Consider the following 22019-nt stretch of genomic DNA (forward strand, 5'->3'; position numbering starts at 1 on the left):
ACTGCTTAGCGCCATACGATTACATCACCGCGTGTTTAGATGAGCTGTGCCAATCAACACCTGATATCGATAGTCTATTACCGTGGAATTTTAAAGGCTAGGCGGTGATCACCGGACGGATACTATTTGTCTAGTTATAATGTTGCTGAAAGCGAGATACTTACTAGCCCACTAAGAAGAGCATTAGATAATACGGATATAGAACCATTCATGGCTAAACAAAGTATTTATGCTTACGACAAAATACTATTAGATTTAATAGATGACGCGGGAACTGATAAATTTATTTCATTGATGTTATTGATGAAAGAGGAAGAAGATGAAAAATACGAAGCTTGGATTGATAAGTGGTATCCTCACATAAACTCCGCGATAGAAAAGGATATCGAGGATATCGAGGATATCGAGACATTAGTTTCCTCAACTCAACAGTTGATAAATTTAGATGTTAAAGTGAGTACGTCTAGAATTGAACGTTATTATAATTCAATTAATGAAACACCTAGTAAAGCTCTTAAGCTCGATGACATAAACGAAACCCTTAAAGTACTTTACGGGTGTTCACAGCTTTTAGAAGACATTCCATATGCAGTTAAATTTTTTAACGCAAACATGTTCATTGAATATCTGTGGCCTAATCGAGAAAAATTTCCAAACTGGAATATAGGTGTTAGTGAACTGGTAGAAAAGGATATTCAGAGTTTATTCTCTGTCGCTAGCAAGGCACGGGAAATAGATAAAGAATTGTTAGAAGCAATCTCAAGTCGTTTTAGATTAGGATGGCTTGATGGGGAGGTTAGATTGAGCGACCTTTATTCATCAATGCCTACTGTTGACGACATTAATGATGGAACAAGCATATTAGAATCAAATTTATACAATAAAGCATGGTATGACACGAATCAATTCAATTACTATCATCAAGGGCTTGCTAAGATTGAAAAGAAAAACAAAGCTAAGTGGTTAGCTCAAGCGTTCTCAAATATGATCTACCATAATACTCCACAGTACATTGGTAACTATAAACCTTATATTGAACTTAATGATGAGTTTCACAAAGAATTGGCAAATTGTTTTGTCGTTTCCTGTGATTTCGACATGCTCTTAACCGCGTTAGAGCATCAAGAATTAAGAGAGTATGTGTACAAGGCTATAGGTCAACTAGTTGTTAATAAACGTGTATTCAGACTTAATATTGAAAAGGTTATTGCCAAATATGACACTCTAAAAACTATTAATACTATGCCTAATGAGACGGTCAATTTTCTCGAATCGTGGATTAATCGCTATAAATTTACTTTAAATAAATTAGAGAAAATTAATGAATCTTTCTTGAGGGATGTTATGAATATTGAAATATCTAACTCTTGGCGAGAGAAGTTTTTAGAATTAATTGGTAATGACGGAAATGCGGATGTTGATTGGTGGATGAAACAAATTCAAGAACCAAATAATACAATTAGATTAATAGTAGAGGAATGGTACTCTAAAAATAATAAATCATTTATTAAATGTGCGTCATTAAACGATTCGCTTAAACAGTTTTTTTCTGAGTTGTCTAATAACAATATGGAAAGCTTCTCTAATAAAACTTGGGTGAATAGTTTAATTTCTATAATGTCTAAGTCATCTAGTTCTGCTTTGTCTAGGGTATTAAATAAATTAATTGGTATGCCCAGTACTTCATTTAAAGAGGCAGAATGTATCGTAGCAAACTGTGATACTTATGTAGCACTGCAAAAATCGCTGACCAGTGAAGTTATCTTAGCCTTGTTTGAAAATATCGTAACTAATCAACAAATAGCAACGTGGTTTGATCTACAACAAATAGATTTTGAAAGCTGGGATCAAGACACAGTGATAGCTTTCGTCACTGAAATTATTAGATTAGAAAGAGATGGTTTGTGTTTTGAGAAGTTAAATGAAATAGATCGAATTAGAAAAACTAAACAAGATTTGCTTAAAAAAGAGACTGAAGAAGAAACAGAAATAACATAATTTAAAAGCCCCTAATTCAACTGAGCGGTCCTTCGGTTCTAAATTGTTTATGTCCAAAAACGAGTTTGAGCGACCGTCTGTTTCTCGCTCTAAGCGCAGTTCAATCACACATAATTTGCTTGGCGTTTTGCAAACAATGACAAGATTACCTACCCCCTATCTGCAGTAACAATAATAAAGATTGATTGGATTATGCGAGTAAAAGCTTTTTGAAATGAGACTTGAGTTATTAACTTAAAGCGCAAGAATTATAAACCCTGAATAATTTTCATATAAAAATTCAGTAAAATTTTTTATCCATATCATACTTTTTTATCATTGCTGTAATTTTGGACAACTATGTTAAACAATTATTCTGTGCGTACCCGTTTAGCCGTGCTTGCATTGCTGCCGATAATAATTTTTTTAATTTCGTCGTTTTTTTCAATAAACACAATGGGAAAGTTAGTAGCAGGGATTGATAGTTTATACGACGACCGTGTCGTACCACTTAAGCAAATTAAACATGTGTCAGATAATTACGCTGTAAATATTGTTGATTTACTTCATAAGTATCGTGCTGAGTCTATTACCAAATCAGCACTTTTAGCGAATATTAATGATGCTAGAAATACGGCTGATGATGAATGGAAAGCCTACTTGAGTACACAATTAACGAGTGAAGAAAAACGCTTAGTAGACAATGTTGAAAGTAAACTAAAGCCCGTGCTTACGCACTTGAATAATTTAATTGTAAGTATTAATAACGGTGAGTTTTTATTAATCCCACAAAAGCAGTTTGTTTATGAGCTTTACCAATTATTCGATCCACTGAGTGCCAGCTACCAAGCTTTAATTGATTTACAACTTAAAGAAGCAAGTGATTTTAAAGTTAAAGCCGATGAGAATTATCAGTTTATAAAGTTGATTATGAGTGCCACGATCGCAATATTAATTTTGCTGTTACTGATTGTAGCCTACTTTATTTATTCCTCGATACAAAATCCATTAATGTCATTACGCGATACCATAACGCACATTGCAACCAATGCTGATTTAACAGCTCGTGCTGAGGTTCAAGGTAAGGATGAGATTGCAGATACCGCATCTAACTTTAATGATATGCTACTTCGGATCCAAGGTTTAGTAAAAGATATGGCGGGCGCAACGCTGACACTTGCCTCTGCAGCTGAAGAAATGAACTCTATTAGTATTCAGGTTGCCAGTACAGCAACGCAGCAAGAGCAACAATCGGCTATGATTGCAACTGCAATTACTCAAATGAGCAGTGCAATAGAACAAGTTGCTCAAAACGCGCAAACAACCTCCGACAAGGCTACAAGTGCCGACATTAAGGCAGGCCAAGGGCAACAAGCTGTTGCTGATAATATAGAGTCAATAAATACGCTTTCAACTTTAGTTAATACTAATACGCAGCTCATTACAGATCTAAATACACAAACCAATGATATAAACCAAGTTGTTATGATGATTCAAAGCGTTGCTGAGCAAACTAACTTGTTAGCTTTAAATGCAGCTATTGAAGCAGCAAGAGCTGGCGATTCTGGTCGTGGTTTTGCCGTTGTAGCCGATGAGGTAAGGCAACTTGCTCACAATACTCAAAAGGCAACCGCTAGCATTAATGAAATGATCACTAAACTACAAGGCATGGCTCAGCAAGCTGTTAATGCCATGGGTAACGCTGAAAGCAGCGCTAAAGAGAGTGTTGACCATGCTAATTATTCTTCGCAGGTGCTCAGCGAAATTAACCGTGAAGTTACTGAAATTGCAGATATGAATACTCAAATATCAACCGCAACTCAGGAGCAAAAAATGGTCGCAAATGAGCTAAGCAGTAATATTAATGAGTTTAGCGCGAGTATCACGTCGGTTAGCGAAAGCTCACAGCAAAATGCACAGGCATCGCAAGAACTCGCACAGCTTGCGGCAATGCTACAAGGGCAAGTTAATGTATTTAAAGTTTAGGTACTTTCATTTTGCCGCATGTTAGGAGTTATACCTTAAATGAAAGCCTTATTTGCCATCAATTAAAATTATTTATTGATGGCATGCTTGTTACTTTAAGCACTAGTTTGATTTGACAATATATTTATCCAATCACTGGGGTTTGAGAGTATAAACTGATACGAGCTGCCATCTTGCGTGAAAACCTCTATCGCATCAGCTGTTATTGGAACAAGGCCTGCGCCTTTGCCTTTACATTCAACCACTTTTAAAATTGTATCACGGGCAATTGTATATGGTTCTAACCCTAATTTTTCATTAAAAGGTTCAAAATTTAAGTCAGTTTGCGTAATCCAAAACTTTCCGTCCGCTTTCATAACTCCATTTTGAATGGTTGCCATTGTTGATTTAACGACCGTTGATTGCATATTTAAATTCCTTTACACGTGCATATAATTTCAAATTGTTCAACTTCCTTCTGTTTATTATTACAGCTAACTTGATAGCCAAAAGCAAGTTTATTTGTGCACTAACGCCACAAAGCCACCTTTTAAATTTAAAAGTTACCCGCATATATTTACCTGCTTTAAACTTTATGGAATAATCACTGCCCTCTTAGGGGAGTAGCCCGCTCAGTAATGAGTAAACTTATCAACATAATTGCACCTCATGTGCATGGTAAGTTTGTAATGTTGTAGCAAGCGTTATCGGCGAGACCTAGGTAGACACTATCCTCATGGCGGGAGATAGCTGTTTGCCTTGGTTTAGTATTCCCGCCTGAAGATTATATTAATGGATATTTTTTTAACCTCTACCGTCACTGTTGCCCTTGCTGAAATAGGCGATAAAACCCAGCTTTTATCTTTACTATTAGCTGCTCGCTTTCATAATAAAATTGCACTTATTTTAGGCATTCTCGCTGCTACTATTATTAATCATGGTTTATCTGCATGGTTTGGTGATTGGCTAAGCGGGAACTTTGCCGTCGAATACTTACCTTGGATAGTCAATATAAGCTTTATTGTGGTAGGGCTGTGGCTACTTATTCCAGATAAAGATGAAGAAGTGAGCCATAAATACGACCGCTATGGTGCATTTTTAGTGGCCTTAATCTTATTTTTTATTGCTGAAATTGGGGACAAAACACAAATTGCAACCGTATTGCTCGGCGCACAATATCAATCAGTACTTTGGGTTACGGTGGGTACTACAGTAGGAATGTTAATTGCTAATGTCCCTGTTATTTATGCCGGTAAGGCGTTACTAAAAAGAATTCCATTAAATACCGTAAGAGCGATAGCAGCCAGTGTTTTTGTACTGTTGGGTATTTATGGTTTAGTGACTATATAATGATTAAATAACGTTTAAATCACTCTTTAATCGTTAAACAATAAAAAGCGCTTACCTACTTTTATACAAGTTAGTTGTAAGCGCTTTTTATATAAGGGTATATGATTTAGGCGTTATTTACACAATAGCAGCCTTTTGTATCCGCTATTAATAATGATGAGTTAAATCCGGCCTGTAAATTACTAATAACGGTTTCCACAAAGCCACTACCTTGAGAGCATGCCAGCCCTTCAGATAAAGGCCCTGCATAAACAAACTCACCATTTTTATCAATTAAAACGGCGGCAGGTGTGGCAGGGATCACTGACTTTAACTCATTATTTAATACAAAATTTTGCACTTCAACGCCTTGGTTTGTAGCAAAGCGTTGCAGGGCTGATAAATGAGGCTGTGCTTGAATTGTACAGCCGCAATTTTCTTGCGTAATAATCACAAGTTGAGCACTGTCTTTGTTTTGCCACAGTACTTGGTTTTTAAATTGCGAAAACCAGTTTTGTTGTTTAAGCATATTACCCTCATCAAAGAGCTTTAGCTGCCCTAGCTGAAAGTAAACAAGTGCCGACACAACAAAAGCAAGCCATATACAAATTAAGCTAATGGTGAAATAACGAGACTTATTTAAATTTTGCAATACTTTGCTCTAATACATCAATACTTACGTCTATCAGTTGCACTTTAGCCGTTAACTGCTCAACTATTTTAGTCTCTTGATACTGATTTTGGCGCATTTGATCTGTACTCATTGCTATTTGCTCTGTATTTCCAGCCTGTTCGGCAACCACTTGAGCTACTGAGTTAGTGCTGGCAGATACCGCTTGAATTTGATCACTCATTGACGAAATATTCTCTTTCATCGTTGCGCTTATTTTTGTTAAATCAACCACAAATTCTACACATTGATTCATCGACTGAGTTGACGTGCGACTATTATTTACCAGATCTGTAAGCGTAGACGCTATTTTGGTTGTTGTTGCTTGGCTGCTATTTGCAAGCGAGCGTACTTCATCGGCAACAACAGCAAACCCTCTGCCATGCTCACCCGCTCGTGCGGCCTCTATTGCAGCATTAAGGGCTAATAAATTAGTTTGGTCGGCTATGCCTGAAATTTCATTGAGTAAACTAGTAATAACATCCCCAGCGGCCACTAAGTGGCTTAACTGCTCTTCAGTGTTTGTTAACAAGGTGAGTAGCTCGGTGCTTTTTCTGTCGGTTTGTAATACTTCTTCCAGCGCAACATTGGCTGATTCAGTAATGCTATTAACTTGTTGTTTTAAAGTATCGCTTTCTTGTTCAACTAACTTAAAACCATGCGCAACTTGTGCGCCTGAATTAGCAATATCATCTGTTTGCGCGTTTCGTTGCTGCGCGCTATTGGCTAACTCATCATGAACATGAATAAGCTCTTTAGAGTTATTTTTTAAAGAGTCAGACTGAACTTGAACTTGCTTAATCACATCTGATAAGTACTCAAGCAAAGTATTAAAACCAACTACCGCTTTGCTTGTTGTGTCATCTGCTCGCATAGAAAGCTTAACTTGATTTGGATCTTGCATTATTTGCTCTGTGGCATAACTTAACGATAGACCCGCACGGCGTTCGCGATTTAACGTTACGGCAATAAAACCAGCTACAAGCGCTTCCACAATGGCATACGCTGCGTGAATAAGCACTGTTGAAAAGGCGAGTCGGTCTGGATCAAATACGTAAAAACCAGTATTTTGTGTTTGCAAATAGTAAAAAGATAAATGGTGTATAGCTACAAACACAATAGCGGTAATAAACACTCGCCACTCTATGAACATTATTAGCATGGCTAAGAAAATGAATATTTCGAAATGCACTTCGATAAGGCCATAGGCTTGTTGAATATGTAAAAATGAAAACATCATAATTGCAGCCGCAACAACATGCGGTGTCATTTTGCTATCGGGTTGGGTTTTTAAAAGCCAAATGGGGAGCAAACATAACGGTAAGCCGACAAGAAATGCTTCTGTCAGGGTGACAAAATAAAGACCAATACCTATAGACTCAATAAACAAAAGGCTAAAAATAATTGTAAATAACCGACTTACACTAGACATAAAAACCTTAAATTAATTGTGTTCTAATTTAAACACGTTCAGCTGATCTTTAAACTCAAAACAGCTAGCTATTTATTATTTCAAATCAAACAAAGTACAAGTTATTTGATTTAAAACCGTTTTTAATGCGCTACTTAACAATTGGTAGTATTTGTTTAAAGGTAGACGTCCCTGCTTTTGTTGTCCATTGAAATATGATGGTCTCTACACAAGAGACTATAGCACCGGCTTGACGAAGCTGTTCTAGTGCAATAGCTTTGTGCTCTGTGTTTCTTGATGCTACTGCATCAGCTGCCACAGTGACCGCATAACCCTGCTGTAATAAATCTAAGCATGTTTGTAACACACAAACGTGCGCTTCAGTGCCAATTACAACTATATGTGGGCGATTTAGTTGCGCAAGAGTATCTAAAAACCCCTCTTGTGCACAGGCACTAAAGTTAATTTTTTCAAAATAGCGTGTATTAGGTAACACAGATTTTATTTTCTTATCACTTTCACCTAGTCCTTTTTTATAATGTTCTGTAATTATTGAAGGAATTTGATGAATAGCACTTGCTTTTGCTAACTGCAGAGCACAATCTAGCGTGTCATTAAACGAAGCAATCGCTGGTGCTAACTTACTTTGTAAGTCGATAACTAAAAGTATACTGTGCTCTGCTTTAATATTTCCTGCGTAATTCATACTATGTCCTTACGTTATAACTAGATTAACCTTGTAAAAAACAACAAAAAAACAACAAACAGTTTACATTTAATGCTTTTTGTAATTTTTGGATTAAACTCATGTTATATTACGCCAACATTTAATATCAACCTTGTTCGTTGTAAGGGTAAGTGCTTTTGAGTAAGTTTTTCTTTATTGTTTATATGTTTATATTTGTTTGCTCGCAGCATAGTTTTGCTTCACAAACTTATTCAGAACAATTACAACGTGTCACTAACAACGAACAATTGTCGCAAAGCTTTATAGTGAAATCACTCCAAGATGACATGGGCTATGTATGGATTGCTACAACTGAAGGTTTATACCGATTCGACGGATACCAAGTCACGCCTTACGAGAGCGAATTGGGTTTAAAAAATAACTACATTAATAGTATTTATAAAGCAATTGACGGCCAAATTCTGGTTAATACTCAACTTGCTGGAAGTTATTTGATTAACCCTAATACCTTGCAAGCAGAGCTAATATATTCAGGGCACTTAAACCAAAATCAAGAAAATTTCTCTCCTGTTCAAGCTGTTGCTGAACAACCGGCGCATTTTTATTTTTCTATTGATTCGCACATCTACCGATATGGTAAAACATCAAAAGATCTAACACTCATCTCATCTTTGCCCGATGAAAATATGTTTATTAGAGCATTATCATTATACCAAAACACATTGTATATTGGTGCCGATCAGGGGCTATATGTTTATAACTTTGCCAATAACGACCTACAACAAATAACACTTAACGACATTCAAGAAGTTACAAACGATAGCAACAATGTTAAATTTTTATCCATAGATGATGAGCTTGGTTTGCTAGTTGGTACGGTTGAAGGAATGTATCGGATTGCTTTTGATGAAATTAAAAATATAAACCCTTCAGCATTAACAACTTTGATAAGTGACTATAATATTTGGGATTATATAAACACACCGTATGGTGAGTTTATTGCCACAGAAAGTGGGTTATTTGAATTCGATAGAAAAAACACAAGCATTAGCCCTATTTTAAACTTCAAAGATAGTAACTACAACGTAACAGAGAACACGATAAACGATATTATGTTTGATGAGTCGGGCTTACTTTGGTTAGGCTCTAGAACGCATGGAATATTTACTTGGGCAGCACAAACAAAAAAGTTTAAAAAAATAACCTTACCTGAAAATAATATTGTAAATACTATTTACCAAGATAATAGTAAATTACTGTGGATAGGCACTGACGATGGGCTTGTTCAGTATAACTTAGAAACCCAAAAGAGTGACTTATATCTACAATCTAAAGATAGCAAAGCGGTCTATGGCCTATCGGCTATAGGTGATATTTTCCCTGCATATGGCAAAGGCGATAACTACCTATGGCTAGCAACTTTTTCCGGGCTCGATCTCTTTAATAAAGAAACAACAACATTTGAAAAAAACAAATACATTACTCAGTACAAGTTAAATACCGACTATACGTTCGGCATTGCACAAGTTGCACCCGATACTTTTGCTTATATTAACAATGATAACTTTTATATATTTAATGGTAACACAGGCGAAAACCGAGTTATTAATGGACTAAAAGAGCAGGTATCGCCTATGCTTGCATATACGTTTCATACCCCCTCTGAGGCTTTCCCTGGCGAATTACTGTTAAGTACCTCTGACACGCTTTATCGATACAACGAAGAAACAGCGACTTTAATTACTATTTTTAAATCTAAAACAGCAAAAAACAATCTTTACCATACAGTAGAGAATTATTATTACGATGCTAAGCGAGGGCTGCTGTGGTTAGCCACCACCCAAGAAGGCTTAATTGCAGTAAACGCTAAAACATATCAGCAAGTGCATGTATTTGATAAACACAACTCATTAAATACTAACTCTATTTTTAAACTTATTGCAGATAATAAAGACTATTTATGGATAAGTACTGATAACGGTCTTTATCAACTTAATTTAGATACGCTTAACATCACCACGTACACAATAAAAGATGGCTTAAGTAACAATCACTTTACAGCACTAGCAGCATTAAGGTTACCCAACAACGAGTTAGCGTTTGGTAACCGTAGCGGCGTGCTAATGTTTGACCCAGAGCAATTTGATAATGAACAGCGAAAAATCAATAATAACTTAGCAATTACTAATATTAGTTTGTTTTCACAAGCCCTTAATTACTCCCCTTCAAAATACAGCACTGATCCATTAATGCTTAAGCACGACGATATGGGCTTAACGGTTCGGTTTTCAAATTTTGATTATAAAAATATTAATAAAACCTACTACAAAGTTGAGCTTACAGGCCCTTCGTCTTTGAGCTACAACGACTTAAAATCTAACCAGGTGTTTTTTACTAAATTACAACCTGGTGATTATATTTTGTCTGTGTCTACTCAACAGCGAAATGGAGTGATCACAAGTGACCCCATACAGTTAAAATTTAGTGTAGCTTACGCCCCTTGGCAGTCTCCTATTGCATATACTTTATATTTTATTGCTATTGTTGTTATTTTGTTTTTATTTTTCTGGCAATACCGAAGCCGTAAAATTGCAATTGAACAAGCTCACCGCGCCGCTGTGCACTCTAAAACACAAACTGAGCTGGCACTAAAAAGTAATAAAAGCGGTGTATGGAACTATAGCTTTGCAGATAACTCAGTAAATACAGATAGAGGCGCAGAGCTTGGCTGCGAGAACTTACCTGAACGCATCGATATAAGTAGTTTTTTTAATATTATGCATCCTGATGAGCGTCGCAGGCTACAAAGTAAATGGAATACTTTTACAAACCAAACTAAGCAAAAACATTGGCAAGCTACTTATCGTTTACGGCACAAAGATGGGCACTGGTTATGGTTTCATGATTTGGGGCAAACTATTTATAATGAAGACACTAAAGAGCCTCTTTATGTGTCGGGTATTTTTACTAATATTACCGAGCAGCTGGCAAACGAACAACAAGCCAAAATATTAGGCGAAGCATTTAGTCAAATAAATGACTTTTTACTTATTTTAGATGAAGACCTCGTGCCATTTTCAGCCAATAACAGCTTTATGGATGTGTTTTCTGATGAAGGCAGAGAGGGGGGTGTTACCTCAAAATTATTTATTAATGCCATTGGACAAGCTAAGTGTAGAGAGTTTGCAACAATTTTAAAAGCACTTAAACCAAAAGAAAACTGGCGAACAAATGCTTATGTAAAGACCACAAAAGCTGAAAAACACCCTATTCATTTAAGTGCCACAGCCGTTGCTAATGAAAAAGATAAAGTCAGTTATTATGTTATTGTTATTACCGATTTAACAGAGCAGAAACGCGCTGAAAATGAGTTACGCTACCTTGCTAATTACGATGCGTTAACGGGCTTACCTAATCGTAGTTTAATGAATCAAAAAATCGAAAATGCCATTACAAGCGCCGCTAAAGACGATTCGCAATGCGCTGTTATATTTATAGATTTAGATAAATTTAAACCCGTCAATGACTCTTTTGGCCATGCAGTGGGTGACAAACTATTGTGCAATATTACCGAGCGAGTGAGCCAATACTTAGGTGATGACGCTACATTTGGCCGCCAAAGTGGTGATGAATTTTTAGTGTTAGTTGAAAACGTTACCTCAATGGCTTCTTTACAACACACCCTCAACGAAATGAGCAAAGAGCTGGCTAACAAGGTTATTATTGAAGACTTCGCTATTAATATATCAGCCAGTATTGGTATTGCATTGTACCCATACGATGCAACATCGACCGATGCCCTCATACGTAACGCAGATATTGCCATGATGCATGCTAAACAAGCAGGCAGAAATGGATTTCAGTTTTTTAATGAAAAAATGAATGAGCAAATTAAACAAAAGCTTATTCTTGAAAACGACTTAAAAGATGCTGCTAGGGACAATCTGTTTTTTAATCACTACCAACCTATTGTTAATACACTAGATAAAACAATAAGTGGGGTTGAATTACTCATGCGCTGGGAAAACCAAGGCAAACCGGTTTCTCCCGCTTTATTTATACCTATTGCTGAAGAGACTGGCTTAATTGATATGCTAACTGAGCAAGCATTACAGCGTGCAATTACTGAGCTTGCTCCACTTTTGAACATTAACCCGTTGTTTTACATATCGTTAAATTTGTCTCCAAAACATATTTTAAAGGCCAACATAACGCAGCAGCTCAGCTCCATACTAGAAAAAGCACAGATAAAACCACAACAACTTCGTTTAGAAATTACAGAAAACACGCTATTAGAAGATAAATACAAAGCAGCTAAGCAACTAAAAAGCTTACAGGCTGCTGGGTTCAAACTGTTTCTTGATGATTTTGGCACTGGCTATTCATCGTTAACTTATTTGAGTCAATTTCCAATTAATGTGATAAAAATAGATCAAAGCTTTGTTAATAGTATTGGTATTGATAAAGGGAATGAATCTATTATTAAAACGATTTACTCACTCGCTGAAAATTTAGAGTTATATTGCATTGCCGAAGGGGTAGAGACGCGGGAGCAGCTAGAGTTTTTAAAAAATATTGGCTGTCATAAGCTACAAGGTTACTACCTTGCTCGCCCTATGAGTGCTAACGATTTAATGAGCCCGAAGTGCTTCGAAAAAATTATTGATTTGATATGAAACTAAAAGCGACTTAGTTAAGACGCTTTTAGGTTTAACGCATTAGTGTATATGCTTGCATTCGTAGCTTTCTATTTGTAATACGCTGTTGCGCACATTAAATTTATCTGCAAGCAGTTTAATTACCTTTAAGCGGCACTCTTCATCATGTTTTTCTATAGTACAGTGTTGTTTTAGCACAACATGAGCACCAACAATAACCTTTTTGTTTTTACGAACAACAGTGACATTGTGCACATTTGCAACATGTTCCATGGTAGTTATTTCTGTTTCAATATCGGCCACTTTAGGTAACTTAGCTTTATTTGAACGCAACCCCTTGAGACAGCTAATTATGACCTTAATACCGGTAAACAAGACAAAAGACGCAATTAACATGCTCGATAAAATATCAATTACATTCCAGCCTGTTATGTATATAAGTACACCAGCAGCAAAAGTAGAAACCGTTGATATTAAATCAAAAAACGAGTGTAAAAACACGGCATACACATTAATGCTCGCCTTACGGCCTTTATAAAGCACCCATGCCGCTGCGCCATGAAATAAAAAACCAATAGCAGCAATTACCGACATTAAGTAACTATTAATAACCAGCTCATGTCCCCCTTTATGATGCATAAAGCGCTCAGTGCCCTCATATAAAATAAGTGAACTAATGGCTAGGTATAAAACGCCGTTGATCAACCCTCCTATTAGCTCTGCTTTTTGATGGCCATCGTTATAGGTTTTAGCTAAATGAATAGCAAAGCTAGACGCAATGAGAGCAATGAACAAAGAGCTATTATGAACAAATAAATGCCCTGCATCAGCAAGTACTGCAAGTGAGTTTGCGTAATACGCACCCACTAATTGAATCACCATAAATGAGCAGGTAATTGCAAGTGCAATTAACAAACGGCGACGAGAAGCGTGATGTGTGGTTATTTCTGTCATGAAATATAATAGACCTTCACTAAAAATAAAGTAAGCTTATGAAATAAAGCAAATTGGGCAAATACGTAATGATATACAGTCACAATTGTAATACGTAGGCCAAATAAACGCACTAAAAACTTAGTAAAACACAAAAAACTGTACTAAAAATAACTAAGCAGATACAAAAATAATAATTAATTCATAAATATGGTCAGTTATCATATTTTAATGCGGAGAAACCCGTGAGCCATGACTCAAACAATACAATTTGGAAGGTTTTTAATCTAATTAATTTAGCGGTGATTGTTTATGACAATAAAACACATAATTACATTTTAAACCAACATGCCAAAACGTTACTTAACATAAATAGTGACGACGCGCTTAGCAGCGATGTTTTTAACAATATTACGCTTCGCGACTTTAATGATGATACGGTTGTTACCGTTGAGCAATTATTCACATCTACTATAACAGCTGTTTTATTAGAGTGTGAATTCACGCCTCAGCTTTTAAATGTAAACCACTCAATTATTGATGACTCTGTTTCTATGATCACTTTAGAGCAAGACCATAGTCACGCAGAGCAATATAATTTTGACCATATTATTTCAAAAATATCCACCAAACTAATTGATATTCAAAATGACAACATTAATCAACAAATTAACTTTGCACTCAAAGCCATAGGCACCGTTTGTAAAGCAGATAGAAGCTACTTATTTGAATTTAATACCGATAGTGAAACTTTAACCAATACGCATGAATGGGTGAACACCGGCATAACTGCCTACAAAGACAGGTTGCAAAACGTCCCAAAAGCCGAGCTTCCCTACTTTTTTGATGTAATGAACTTAACACACCTATTTAAAGTTAATGATGTTGCTCAGTTACCGCCAGAAGCGAATTCAGAAAAAGCAGAGTTTGAAGCGCAGAGTATTCAGTCTGTTTTATGTGTTGGCCTGCGCTTTGACAAGGAGCTTGTTGGTTTTATTGGCTGTGACTGTGTTAACACAAAACGCCACTGGAGCAAAATAGATTTAATAAGGATCAAGCTCGTAGGCGAAATTATTAATAACGCACTCAAAAACATAAACTATAAAAAAAAGCTGCAGTTAGCCCAAAAACAATTAATTAACGCTAATACAAAATTAAATAAGTTAGCAAACACCGATGCACTTACTGATATTGCCAACCGCCGATTTTTTGATACCTCCCTAAAGAGCGAAATTAAACGCTCTGCAAGACAACACCAACCAATTAGTTTAATTATGTGTGATATCGACTTTTTTAAGCGCTATAACGACAATTATGGCCACCACAAAGGCGATGAAACGTTAAAACACGTTGCTCGTGCTTTAAAAAGTTTATGTAAGCGTGAGGGTGACATAGCAGCTCGCTATGGCGGTGAAGAATTCGCAATCATTTTACCTGCTACGAATATAGAGCAATGCCATAAATTTGCTTTGTTAATTGAGCAAAAAATAAAAGCACTTAATATTACGCATGAGTTCTCTCCTATTGCCCCTTACATAACACTTAGCTTTGGTTGCTTTTGTAGTTATCCAAATGCAGATACACACACAGAAACCCTAATAAAAAGCGCTGACATCGCTTTATATAAAGCAAAGAAAGCTGGCAGAAATCAAATATGTATTTTTGAATAATCTATCTATAAAACCTACCTGCTGTTTTATAGTACAAATTAAAAACTAATGATAATCTGTAGCTTGGTGAAATTATAAACATCGTGCAGTTTTTGGACTGAACGTAATTAACAAGGAAAAACCCTATGGATCCCATCGCAGAAATTATAAATATTGTTTTTACTGTTGAAGCGTTTTTACTGATTTTTGTTTTAGTGCTGCTAAAGAGTAGCGTTAAATTTGTACCACAAAACCGTGCATGGCTGATTGAGCGTTTTGGTAAATACCAATCAACCAAAGAAGCGGGCTTAAATTTTATTGTTCCCTTTATTGATCGGATTGCTGCCGACCGTAGCTTAAAAGAGCAAGCCCAAGATGTCCCCTCACAGTCAGCTATTACCAAAGACAATATTTCGTTATCTGTTGATGGTGTACTGTACTTTCGTGTGCTTGACCCATACAAAGCCACTTATGGGGTTGACGATTACGTATTTGCAGTAACGCAGCTATCACAAACCACCATGCGTTCTGAACTGGGTAAAATGGAGCTTGATAAAACCTTTGAAGAACGTGATGTCCTCAATACTAATATCGTAACCTCTATCAACCAAGCAGCTGAGCCCTGGGGTATCCAGGTTTTACGTTACGAAATAAAAGACATTGTACCACCACAATCCGTGATGGAAGCGATGGAAGCGCAAATGAAAGCCGAACGTGTTAAACGTGCGCAAATTTTAGAATCAGAGGGTGATCGTCAAGCAAACATCAATGTTGCCGAGGGTAAAAAACAGGCTCAAGTTTTAGGTGCTGAAGGTGAAAAAGCTGAACAAATCTTGCGCGCAGAGGGTGAAGCTAAAGCTATTATTGCTGTTGCAGAAGCGCAAGCTGATGCGCTGCGTAAAGTAGGTGAAGCTGCAGATACTGAGCAAGGCCAAAAAGCGATTCAACTCGATTTAGCAACCAAAGCCATTGCCGCTAAAGAAGCTATTGCGAAAGAGTCGTCTGTTGTTTTATTACCCGATAGCGCCACTGATGCAAGCTCATTAGTTGCACAAGGCATGTCAATTATTAACTCACTAAATCAAAAGCAAAAACTTTAATCTGTTGAGGATAAATAATGACGCTTATTACTAACAACTTACCTGAAGCACTGATGATTTTAGGTGTGCTTGCGCTCATTATCGAAGTGGCTGTGTTAGGTATGTCTACCTTTATATTATTATTTTTAGGTATGTCTTTGTTTACTAGCGGTTTAATGATGAACTTTAACTTGTTAGATGACTCTTTAACTACCGCATTGTGGAGTAACACACTTATTACAGCTGGGTTTGCGCTATTTTTATGGAAACCATTAAAGCGTATGCAAAACAATGTGGACAAAAAAGGTGTACAAAGCGACTTTGCTGAGCTTGATTTTGTTTTAGCTGACGATGTTGATGAAAACGGTCTCACAATGCATCTTTACTCTGGAATTAGTTGGAAGTTAAAAAGTAAACAGCCACTTTCTGCAGGTACACATGTTAAGGTCGTAAAAAAAGAAGTAGGCACTATGTGGGTTGAAGCCATTTAGCCAACTAGAATCACATTAGATTTTAAGGGCTGTAATATCACTATTACTGCCCTTAAAATTTTTTATTTATTAGCTTAAGTCATCAGCACTTGGGATAACCACGCCATATAAGTCATTAATGGTTGCTAAGGCACTTTTATGTAGATCAGATGCCAACACATCACTCACTGAAGTTTGTAATGGCCTTGTAGCGCACGCGTCAGCGACTACCGTTGCGTGGTTACCTCTTAAAAATGCACCTTGCGCTGTAAATGTCACACACATGTGGGTCATAAACCCAACAATGATCAATTTATTATTACCAATTACATCTACTTGTTCGCCTAAGTCTGTTCCTACAAAACTATCGGGAGCTGTTTTAACGATAACTTTTTCATCCGCAATTGGCGCGACACTTGAGTGTATTTGGCCTATTTCGGCATTAACATCGTAAGGCGAGCCTTCACCACCATCATGCATAATATGAATAATTTTAGAACCAGCAGCACGTGCATCAGCCAGTAAAATTGCCGCATTATTAAGAGCATCTTGCCACCCTTCTAACTCCATAATACCTTGTGTATAAGTATTTTGATAATCAACAAATATAAGTGTGGCGTTTGTAAGTGAAGCGGGTGTTGAGTCAAGCCCATTAAGTTCACGAAGTGTCGTCGTCATAATTTATCCTTTAATACCGAGTTAAATTTAAGTTTATAAGCTATCACAGCTGTGACAGCCGTGTTGCTGCGTTTGCACCGTGACAGCTTATACTTTATAGTCAGTTGCAAATAGTGTCCTAAAGGACGGTAGTCGATGATATTAGGCCAAAATGACATTACTCTGTGAACATACCGTTGCGATTGTTGCTTATAACAATATCAGTTTATTTCACCTATCTATTCCGTGTAGTATTTTTGGTGAAGACTTAGACCGCGTGGACGCTCGTCCATATAAAGTTACAGTATGTACAGAAACGGTAGGTCTGGTGCCAACACTTTCTGGCTTTCCCATAGAAATAAAACAAGACCTGTCAATACTTGAAACTGCTGATACTGTCATCGTACCCGCATGGTGCGATCCTGATATACCCGCCTCAACAGCTTTACTTAATGCACTTCGCCGTGCACATGCTCGTGGAGCAAGAATGGTAGGTTTATGTTTAGGCGCTTTTGTGCTTGCTGAAGCAGGTATATTGGATGGCAAAACAGCATCAACCCACTGGGTATGGGCTAACGACTTCGCACAAAAATATCCAAAAGTAAACTTTGATAACGATGTACTGTACATTGACGAAGGAAATGTTTTTACCTCAGCAGGCGCCGCTGCCGCAATTGATTGTTGCCTACATTTATTACGTCGTGATCACGGCGCAGATATTGCCAACAGCGTGGCCAGACGCATGGTTGTGGCGCCTCACCGCAGTGGAGGACAAGTACAGTACATAGAAAAACCCATTCCTCGACACATCGATAGTAACCGTTTAGAACCGGCTATCACTTGGGCACTAAAAAATTTAACTAAACCTTTAACAATCGATGAACTCGCCAGTAAAGCAAATATGAGTCGCCGTAATTTTTCTCGACTTTTTAAAAAAGCAATGGGCACTACATTTACACAATGGCTGCTGAGTCAACGTTTAACCATCGCGCAGCAGCTATTAGAAACAAGTAACCACAATATAGATAGAATTGCTAATCAATCTGGGTTTTCATCGAGTGTTAGCTTTCGACAACAGTTTTTAGCCGCTTTCTCTATTTCACCTTCCGCTTACAGAAAGCAATTTAAAAGTAGCGAGCCGCAATAAAAAGTTACTCGCACATACGCAAATCACTTGTTAGCATGGGGTATTATCAAAGGATGGAAATGAGCATGACGAACAATAATCATACGTTAGTCGTTGAAGGTGGTGCAATGCGCGGTATTTTTGCTGCAGGTGTGCTTGATGAGTTTTTAGAGCAAGGATATCAACCCTTTAATCGGTATTTTGGAGTATCAGCTGGTGCTACAAATGTGGCAGCCTATTTATGTAAGCAGCCAACACGCAACTATAAAGTGATCACCGATTACTCCTGTAGGCCAGAATTTATTAATCTCGCACGTTTTATCAAAGGCGGCCATCTATTTGATTTAGATTGGCTGTGGCAAGAAACAGTTCGTGAAATCCCCTTGAATACCGACGAATTCTCGCAATCGCCTTACGATTTTTATATTGTTGCAACGGCAATAGATTCAGGTAAAGCTCATTATTTGCAAGCAACGGGCAATGAAATGGTTGAGCAATTAAAAGCCTCTTGCGCCATCCCAATCGCTTATCGGGATTACCCAACAATAAACGGGATCGCCATGACCGATGGTGGCGTTGCCGATTCTATTCCGGTAAAAAAAGCCTATGAAATGGGTGCATCAGAAATAACAGTTATCCTTTCCCAACCTTTAGGCTATCGTAAAAAAGACAACAAAGTACCGTGGTTAACTAAACAACTCTATAAACAGAGCCCAGCGCTTGCAGAGGCCGCCATACAGCGTTCTATAAATTATAATGACAGTATTGATTTTTTGCACCATGCTCCGTCAGATTGCAAAATAAATATTATTGCACCACCAACAGGGTTTAAAGTCGGCCGCACCACCAAAAATCGAGCTATACTCAATTCAGGCTATCAAATGGGCATAAGTGAAGCTATAAGTTACTTGGATAACCCTAGATTTGGTAGCAATGGTTATGAGCGATAAAACCATTACAAACAGATTGCTCGAAGTCAAAATTGCATTTACATCTAATTCAAGCTATTAATTTTTAAACCCGCGAGTTAATGTAATAAGGAGTTATGTGATAATGGCTTATTGTCAAAAAATAGATTATGTTTAGGTGTAGTGTTTGCTCGTGTTCTTGTGTACATACTAAATAAAATAAGGTTTTTTGTGAATTTTCTTCGATGCTTTCATAATATAGTCTCTGATCAACAGCTTAGCTTTGATCAAAAAATTGCAGACTTACTTGCTTTTGGGCTCGATGTTTTTCAGCTCGATTTGGCTATTATCAGCCGCGTAAAAAATAATTCTTACACTGTTTTACATGCTATTACCCCTGACAATTCTCTTGCTATTGGTACTGAGTTTGAGTTAAACGGCACCTATTGTACACATACTTTGTTGGCCAACTCTGCACTGGCATTTCATAATGCGTCGCAAAGTAGTATTGCAAATCATCCTTGCTATATTAATTTCCAATTGGAGGCGTATATTGGAGCGCCTATACGAATAGGTACAGATGTATTTGGAACTGTTAACTTTTCATCAGCTCAAGAATGCGCCCCTTTTAGCGATGAAGCTTATGATTATATTGAATTATTGGCTCAGTGGTTGGGCTCAGAATTTGCGCGCAATCAGGATAAAGTTAATCTCACTAAAAATAGTGACACCTTATTGAAACTTGAAAGCGTTGCAAATATAGGCACATGGGAAGTCGACCTAATAGACAATAGCATTTTTTGGAGCCAGCAAACTCGACGTATTCATCAAGCCGAAGAAGGCTATACTCCAAACATGGAAACAGCCATTGAATTTTATAAAGCGGGTAAAAGTCGAGATAGCATTAATAAAGCGGTAGAAAATGCGGTATCTAAGGGTGAAAAATGGCATTTAGAGCTGGAAATAGTTACCGCAAAGCAGCAAAACATTTGGGTGTCGACTTTTGGTGAGGCCGAGTTTAACAACGGCAAATGTGTGCGATTATTTGGTACTTTTCAAGATATAACTGAAGCCGTTAAGTTACGCGAAGAGTTAAAACAAAAAAAAGCACTTGCAGAACAACTTCTCCAAGACCGAAGTATGCTGTTTGCCAAAATTAGTCATGAGCTTAGAACCCCGCTTAATGGTATTACGGGAATGTTAGCGACTCTCATTGATGAACACGATTATGACAAGCGAGCAGAAAAAATAAAAGTAGCCCTTCGAAGTGCTGACATTTTATTAAGTATTATTAATGAAGTACTCGATTTTTCAAAAATAAATCATGGTGAGTTAAAACTGGAGCCTCACCACTCTCTACTTAAAACGGTATTTACCGATTTGGTTTCTTTATATTCGGTATTGTTTAGTAATAAAAACATTGAACTGCTAGCCACAAACAACATTCCTAATGATGTTTGGGTATACTGCGACACCTCTCGATTAAGCCAAATTGTATCTAATTTACTGAGTAACGCGCTAAAATTTACAGAGCATGGATCTGTTTCTCTTGAATCGCAGTTAACATTAGATACAAAGTCCCCTTTACTTACCATTAAAATAACCGACACAGGTCGCGGCATGAGTAAAGCGTATTTAAACTCATTATTTAAGCCTTTTACCCAAGAGGTTGATGCTAACAACAATAAAGATGGCACTGGGTTAGGCTTAGCCATTGTTAAAGAGCTCGTTGGTTTTATGAATGGCAAAATTGAGGTAACCAGTGAGATTAACGTGGGCACATGTTTTACCTTAACTATCCCGATTGAACTTGGTAAACAACAAAAACAAACACCTAGCCTTAAATCTATTAATAATCACAGTAATAAGTTATCTGTTCTGGTAGTTGATGATAACGAAATAAATCGCCTGGTATTAGAAGCGGCTCTGGATAAGTTTAATATAAAATCAGACTTTGCTATAGACGGCCAAGATGCCTTGTTAAAATGCAAGCAAAAGCATTTTGACCTTATTTTTATGGACTGCATCATGCCTATAATGGATGGTTTCGAGGCCACTAGGCAACTAAAAGCACAAGGTATTTGTGACCCGCAACAAACCTATATTGTGGCGTTAACTGCTAATGCTTCCTCACAAGATAAACTAAACTGCCAGCAAGCGGGCATGGACATGTTTATAGCCAAACCGTTTAAGCTTCCAGCGATAGAAGAAGCAATTACAAATACACTAAAAAGACTGGGCGTAGCCACACCATAACAACAAATGTCGCTCAGATTAACTTTCACAAAAAACAAAGGATCATTATGACAAATAAAATCATTGGTATTGTACTTATTGTTATTGGCGTAGCGCTTGGTATGTGGGGTTATGATGTTTACGATTCTGCATCTTCACAAGTTACCCGCGCATTAAATGGCGAAACCCCTATAGAAGCATGGCTAGGCTTTATTGGCGGGGCAGTGTGTATTTTAGTGGGTATTACCCGACTTAAATAGCGCT

17 protein-coding genes and 1 riboswitch are annotated in these 22019 nt (G+C 37.2%); of the genes, 11 read left to right on the top strand and 6 right to left on the bottom strand.

Going from position 1 to position 22019, the window contains the following annotated elements; translation table 11 throughout:
* Nucleotides 1-126 precede the first annotated feature (126 nt).
* Both CWC14_RS00795 and CWC14_RS00800 read left to right on the top strand, forming a co-directional pair.
* The gene (locus CWC14_RS00795) at nucleotides 127-1998 is read left to right on the top strand and encodes a hypothetical protein (protein WP_138560727.1); all 1872 of its coding nucleotides are present in this window, start codon (nucleotides 127-129) and stop codon (nucleotides 1996-1998) included.
* Between the two features lie 339 nt (nucleotides 1999-2337).
* Nucleotides 2338-3963, top strand: a complete 1626-nt coding sequence (locus CWC14_RS00800; protein ID WP_138560729.1) for a methyl-accepting chemotaxis protein — start codon at nucleotides 2338-2340, stop codon at nucleotides 3961-3963.
* 95 nt (nucleotides 3964-4058) lie between these two features.
* Here the strand turns inward: CWC14_RS00800 and CWC14_RS00805 are convergent, their stop codons facing one another.
* Nucleotides 4059-4370 carry a hypothetical protein gene (locus CWC14_RS00805; RefSeq protein ID WP_013463090.1) on the bottom strand — a complete coding sequence of 104 codons (312 nt, stop codon included), beginning with the start codon at nucleotides 4368-4370 and terminating at the stop codon, nucleotides 4059-4061.
* A gap of 178 nt (nucleotides 4371-4548) precedes the next feature.
* Nucleotides 4549-4651, top strand: a riboswitch (yybP-ykoY riboswitch).
* Nucleotides 4652-4734: 83 nt separating this feature from the next.
* Here CWC14_RS00805 and CWC14_RS00810 point away from each other — a divergent pair.
* Nucleotides 4735-5292, top strand: a complete 558-nt coding sequence (locus tag CWC14_RS00810; RefSeq protein WP_013463089.1) for a TMEM165/GDT1 family protein — start codon at nucleotides 4735-4737, stop codon at nucleotides 5290-5292.
* Between the two features lie 106 nt (nucleotides 5293-5398).
* Here CWC14_RS00810 and CWC14_RS00815 read toward each other — a convergent pair whose 3' ends face one another.
* The 3 genes from CWC14_RS00815 to CWC14_RS00825 form a co-directional block, all read right to left on the bottom strand.
* The gene (locus CWC14_RS00815) at nucleotides 5399-5923 is read right to left on the bottom strand and encodes a DUF6436 domain-containing protein (protein ID WP_138560731.1); all 525 of its coding nucleotides are present in this window, start codon (nucleotides 5921-5923) and stop codon (nucleotides 5399-5401) included.
* A complete protein-coding gene (locus CWC14_RS00820) occupies nucleotides 5907-7373 on the bottom strand; it encodes a methyl-accepting chemotaxis protein (RefSeq protein ID WP_138560733.1) in 1467 nt (488 codons plus the stop codon). Before CWC14_RS00820 ends, CWC14_RS00815 begins: the two co-directional genes overlap by 17 nt.
* A gap of 130 nt (nucleotides 7374-7503) precedes the next feature.
* Nucleotides 7504-8058 (bottom strand): isochorismatase family protein, encoded by a 555-nt coding sequence (locus CWC14_RS00825; protein WP_138560735.1) that lies wholly within the window; start codon nucleotides 8056-8058, stop codon nucleotides 7504-7506.
* 158 nt (nucleotides 8059-8216) lie between these two features.
* Here CWC14_RS00825 and CWC14_RS00830 point away from each other — a divergent pair, with 158 nt between their 5' ends.
* Nucleotides 8217-12716, top strand: a complete 4500-nt coding sequence (locus CWC14_RS00830; protein WP_138560737.1) for an EAL domain-containing protein — start codon at nucleotides 8217-8219, stop codon at nucleotides 12714-12716.
* Between the two features lie 42 nt (nucleotides 12717-12758).
* Here the strand turns inward: CWC14_RS00830 and CWC14_RS00835 are convergent, their stop codons facing one another.
* Nucleotides 12759-13652 carry a cation diffusion facilitator family transporter gene (locus CWC14_RS00835; RefSeq protein ID WP_013463085.1) on the bottom strand — a complete coding sequence of 298 codons (894 nt, stop codon included), beginning with the start codon at nucleotides 13650-13652 and terminating at the stop codon, nucleotides 12759-12761.
* 224 nt (nucleotides 13653-13876) lie between these two features.
* On the opposite strand from CWC14_RS00835, the gene CWC14_RS00840 reads away from it, so the two are divergent.
* The 3 genes from CWC14_RS00840 (at nucleotide 13877) to CWC14_RS00850 (ending at nucleotide 16850) form a co-directional block, all read left to right on the top strand.
* Entirely contained in the window at nucleotides 13877-15301 is a 1425-nt protein-coding gene (locus CWC14_RS00840; RefSeq protein ID WP_138560739.1) for a sensor domain-containing diguanylate cyclase, read from the top strand.
* Nucleotides 15302-15426: 125 nt separating this feature from the next.
* On the top strand, nucleotides 15427-16380 hold the full coding sequence (locus CWC14_RS00845; protein ID WP_076920366.1) for an SPFH domain-containing protein: 954 nt from the start codon (nucleotides 15427-15429) through the stop codon (nucleotides 16378-16380).
* 17 nt (nucleotides 16381-16397) lie between these two features.
* Complete coding sequence (locus CWC14_RS00850) at nucleotides 16398-16850, top strand: NfeD family protein (protein ID WP_036983833.1); 453 nt, start codon at nucleotides 16398-16400, stop codon at nucleotides 16848-16850.
* A gap of 69 nt (nucleotides 16851-16919) precedes the next feature.
* Here the strand turns inward: CWC14_RS00850 and CWC14_RS00855 are convergent, their stop codons facing one another.
* Nucleotides 16920-17507 (bottom strand): cysteine hydrolase family protein, encoded by a 588-nt coding sequence (locus CWC14_RS00855; RefSeq protein ID WP_138560741.1) that lies wholly within the window; start codon nucleotides 17505-17507, stop codon nucleotides 16920-16922.
* Between the two features lie 151 nt (nucleotides 17508-17658).
* On the opposite strand from CWC14_RS00855, the gene CWC14_RS00860 reads away from it, so the two are divergent.
* The 4 genes from CWC14_RS00860 (at nucleotide 17659) to CWC14_RS00875 (ending at nucleotide 22015) form a co-directional block, all read left to right on the top strand.
* Nucleotides 17659-18633 carry a GlxA family transcriptional regulator gene (locus tag CWC14_RS00860; protein ID WP_138560743.1) on the top strand — a complete coding sequence of 325 codons (975 nt, stop codon included), beginning with the start codon at nucleotides 17659-17661 and terminating at the stop codon, nucleotides 18631-18633.
* A gap of 65 nt (nucleotides 18634-18698) precedes the next feature.
* A complete protein-coding gene (locus CWC14_RS00865; RefSeq protein ID WP_502705416.1) occupies nucleotides 18699-19562 on the top strand; it encodes a patatin-like phospholipase family protein in 864 nt (287 codons plus the stop codon).
* A 189-nt stretch (nucleotides 19563-19751) separates the two neighbouring features.
* Complete coding sequence (locus CWC14_RS00870; protein WP_138560747.1) at nucleotides 19752-21776, top strand: hybrid sensor histidine kinase/response regulator; 2025 nt, start codon at nucleotides 19752-19754, stop codon at nucleotides 21774-21776.
* 47 nt (nucleotides 21777-21823) lie between these two features.
* Nucleotides 21824-22015 (top strand): DUF3185 family protein, encoded by a 192-nt coding sequence (locus CWC14_RS00875; RefSeq protein ID WP_036983831.1) that lies wholly within the window; start codon nucleotides 21824-21826, stop codon nucleotides 22013-22015.
* Nucleotides 22016-22019 lie beyond the last annotated feature (4 nt).

The organism is Pseudoalteromonas sp. S3260, from assembly GCF_005886925.1.
In the GTDB taxonomy this organism is placed as follows: Bacteria; Pseudomonadota; Gammaproteobacteria; order Enterobacterales; family Alteromonadaceae; genus Pseudoalteromonas; species Pseudoalteromonas tetraodonis.

Bases quoted from the DNA above. Each gene is read 5' to 3' on its own strand.
- CWC14_RS00810 (WP_013463089.1), top strand. From the start codon at position 4,735: ATGGATATTTTTTTAACCTCTACCGTCACTGTTGCCCTTGCTGAAATA.
- CWC14_RS00820 (WP_138560733.1), bottom strand. From the start codon at position 7,373: ATGTCTAGTGTAAGTCGGTTATTTACAATTATTTTTAGCCTTTTGTTT.
- CWC14_RS00855 (WP_138560741.1), bottom strand. From the start codon at position 17,507: ATGACGACGACACTTCGTGAACTTAATGGGCTTGACTCAACACCCGCT.
- CWC14_RS00850 (WP_036983833.1), top strand. From the start codon at position 16,398: ATGACGCTTATTACTAACAACTTACCTGAAGCACTGATGATTTTAGGT.
- CWC14_RS00835 (WP_013463085.1), bottom strand. From the start codon at position 13,652: ATGACAGAAATAACCACACATCACGCTTCTCGTCGCCGTTTGTTAATT.
- CWC14_RS00860 (WP_138560743.1), top strand. From the start codon at position 17,659: ATGACATTACTCTGTGAACATACCGTTGCGATTGTTGCTTATAACAAT.
- CWC14_RS00825 (WP_138560735.1), bottom strand. From the start codon at position 8,058: ATGAATTACGCAGGAAATATTAAAGCAGAGCACAGTATACTTTTAGTT.
- CWC14_RS00800 (WP_138560729.1), top strand. From the start codon at position 2,338: ATGTTAAACAATTATTCTGTGCGTACCCGTTTAGCCGTGCTTGCATTG.
- CWC14_RS00865 (WP_502705416.1), top strand. From the start codon at position 18,699: ATGACGAACAATAATCATACGTTAGTCGTTGAAGGTGGTGCAATGCGC.
- CWC14_RS00805 (WP_013463090.1), bottom strand. From the start codon at position 4,370: ATGCAATCAACGGTCGTTAAATCAACAATGGCAACCATTCAAAATGGA.
- CWC14_RS00875 (WP_036983831.1), top strand. From the start codon at position 21,824: ATGACAAATAAAATCATTGGTATTGTACTTATTGTTATTGGCGTAGCG.
- CWC14_RS00845 (WP_076920366.1), top strand. From the start codon at position 15,427: ATGGATCCCATCGCAGAAATTATAAATATTGTTTTTACTGTTGAAGCG.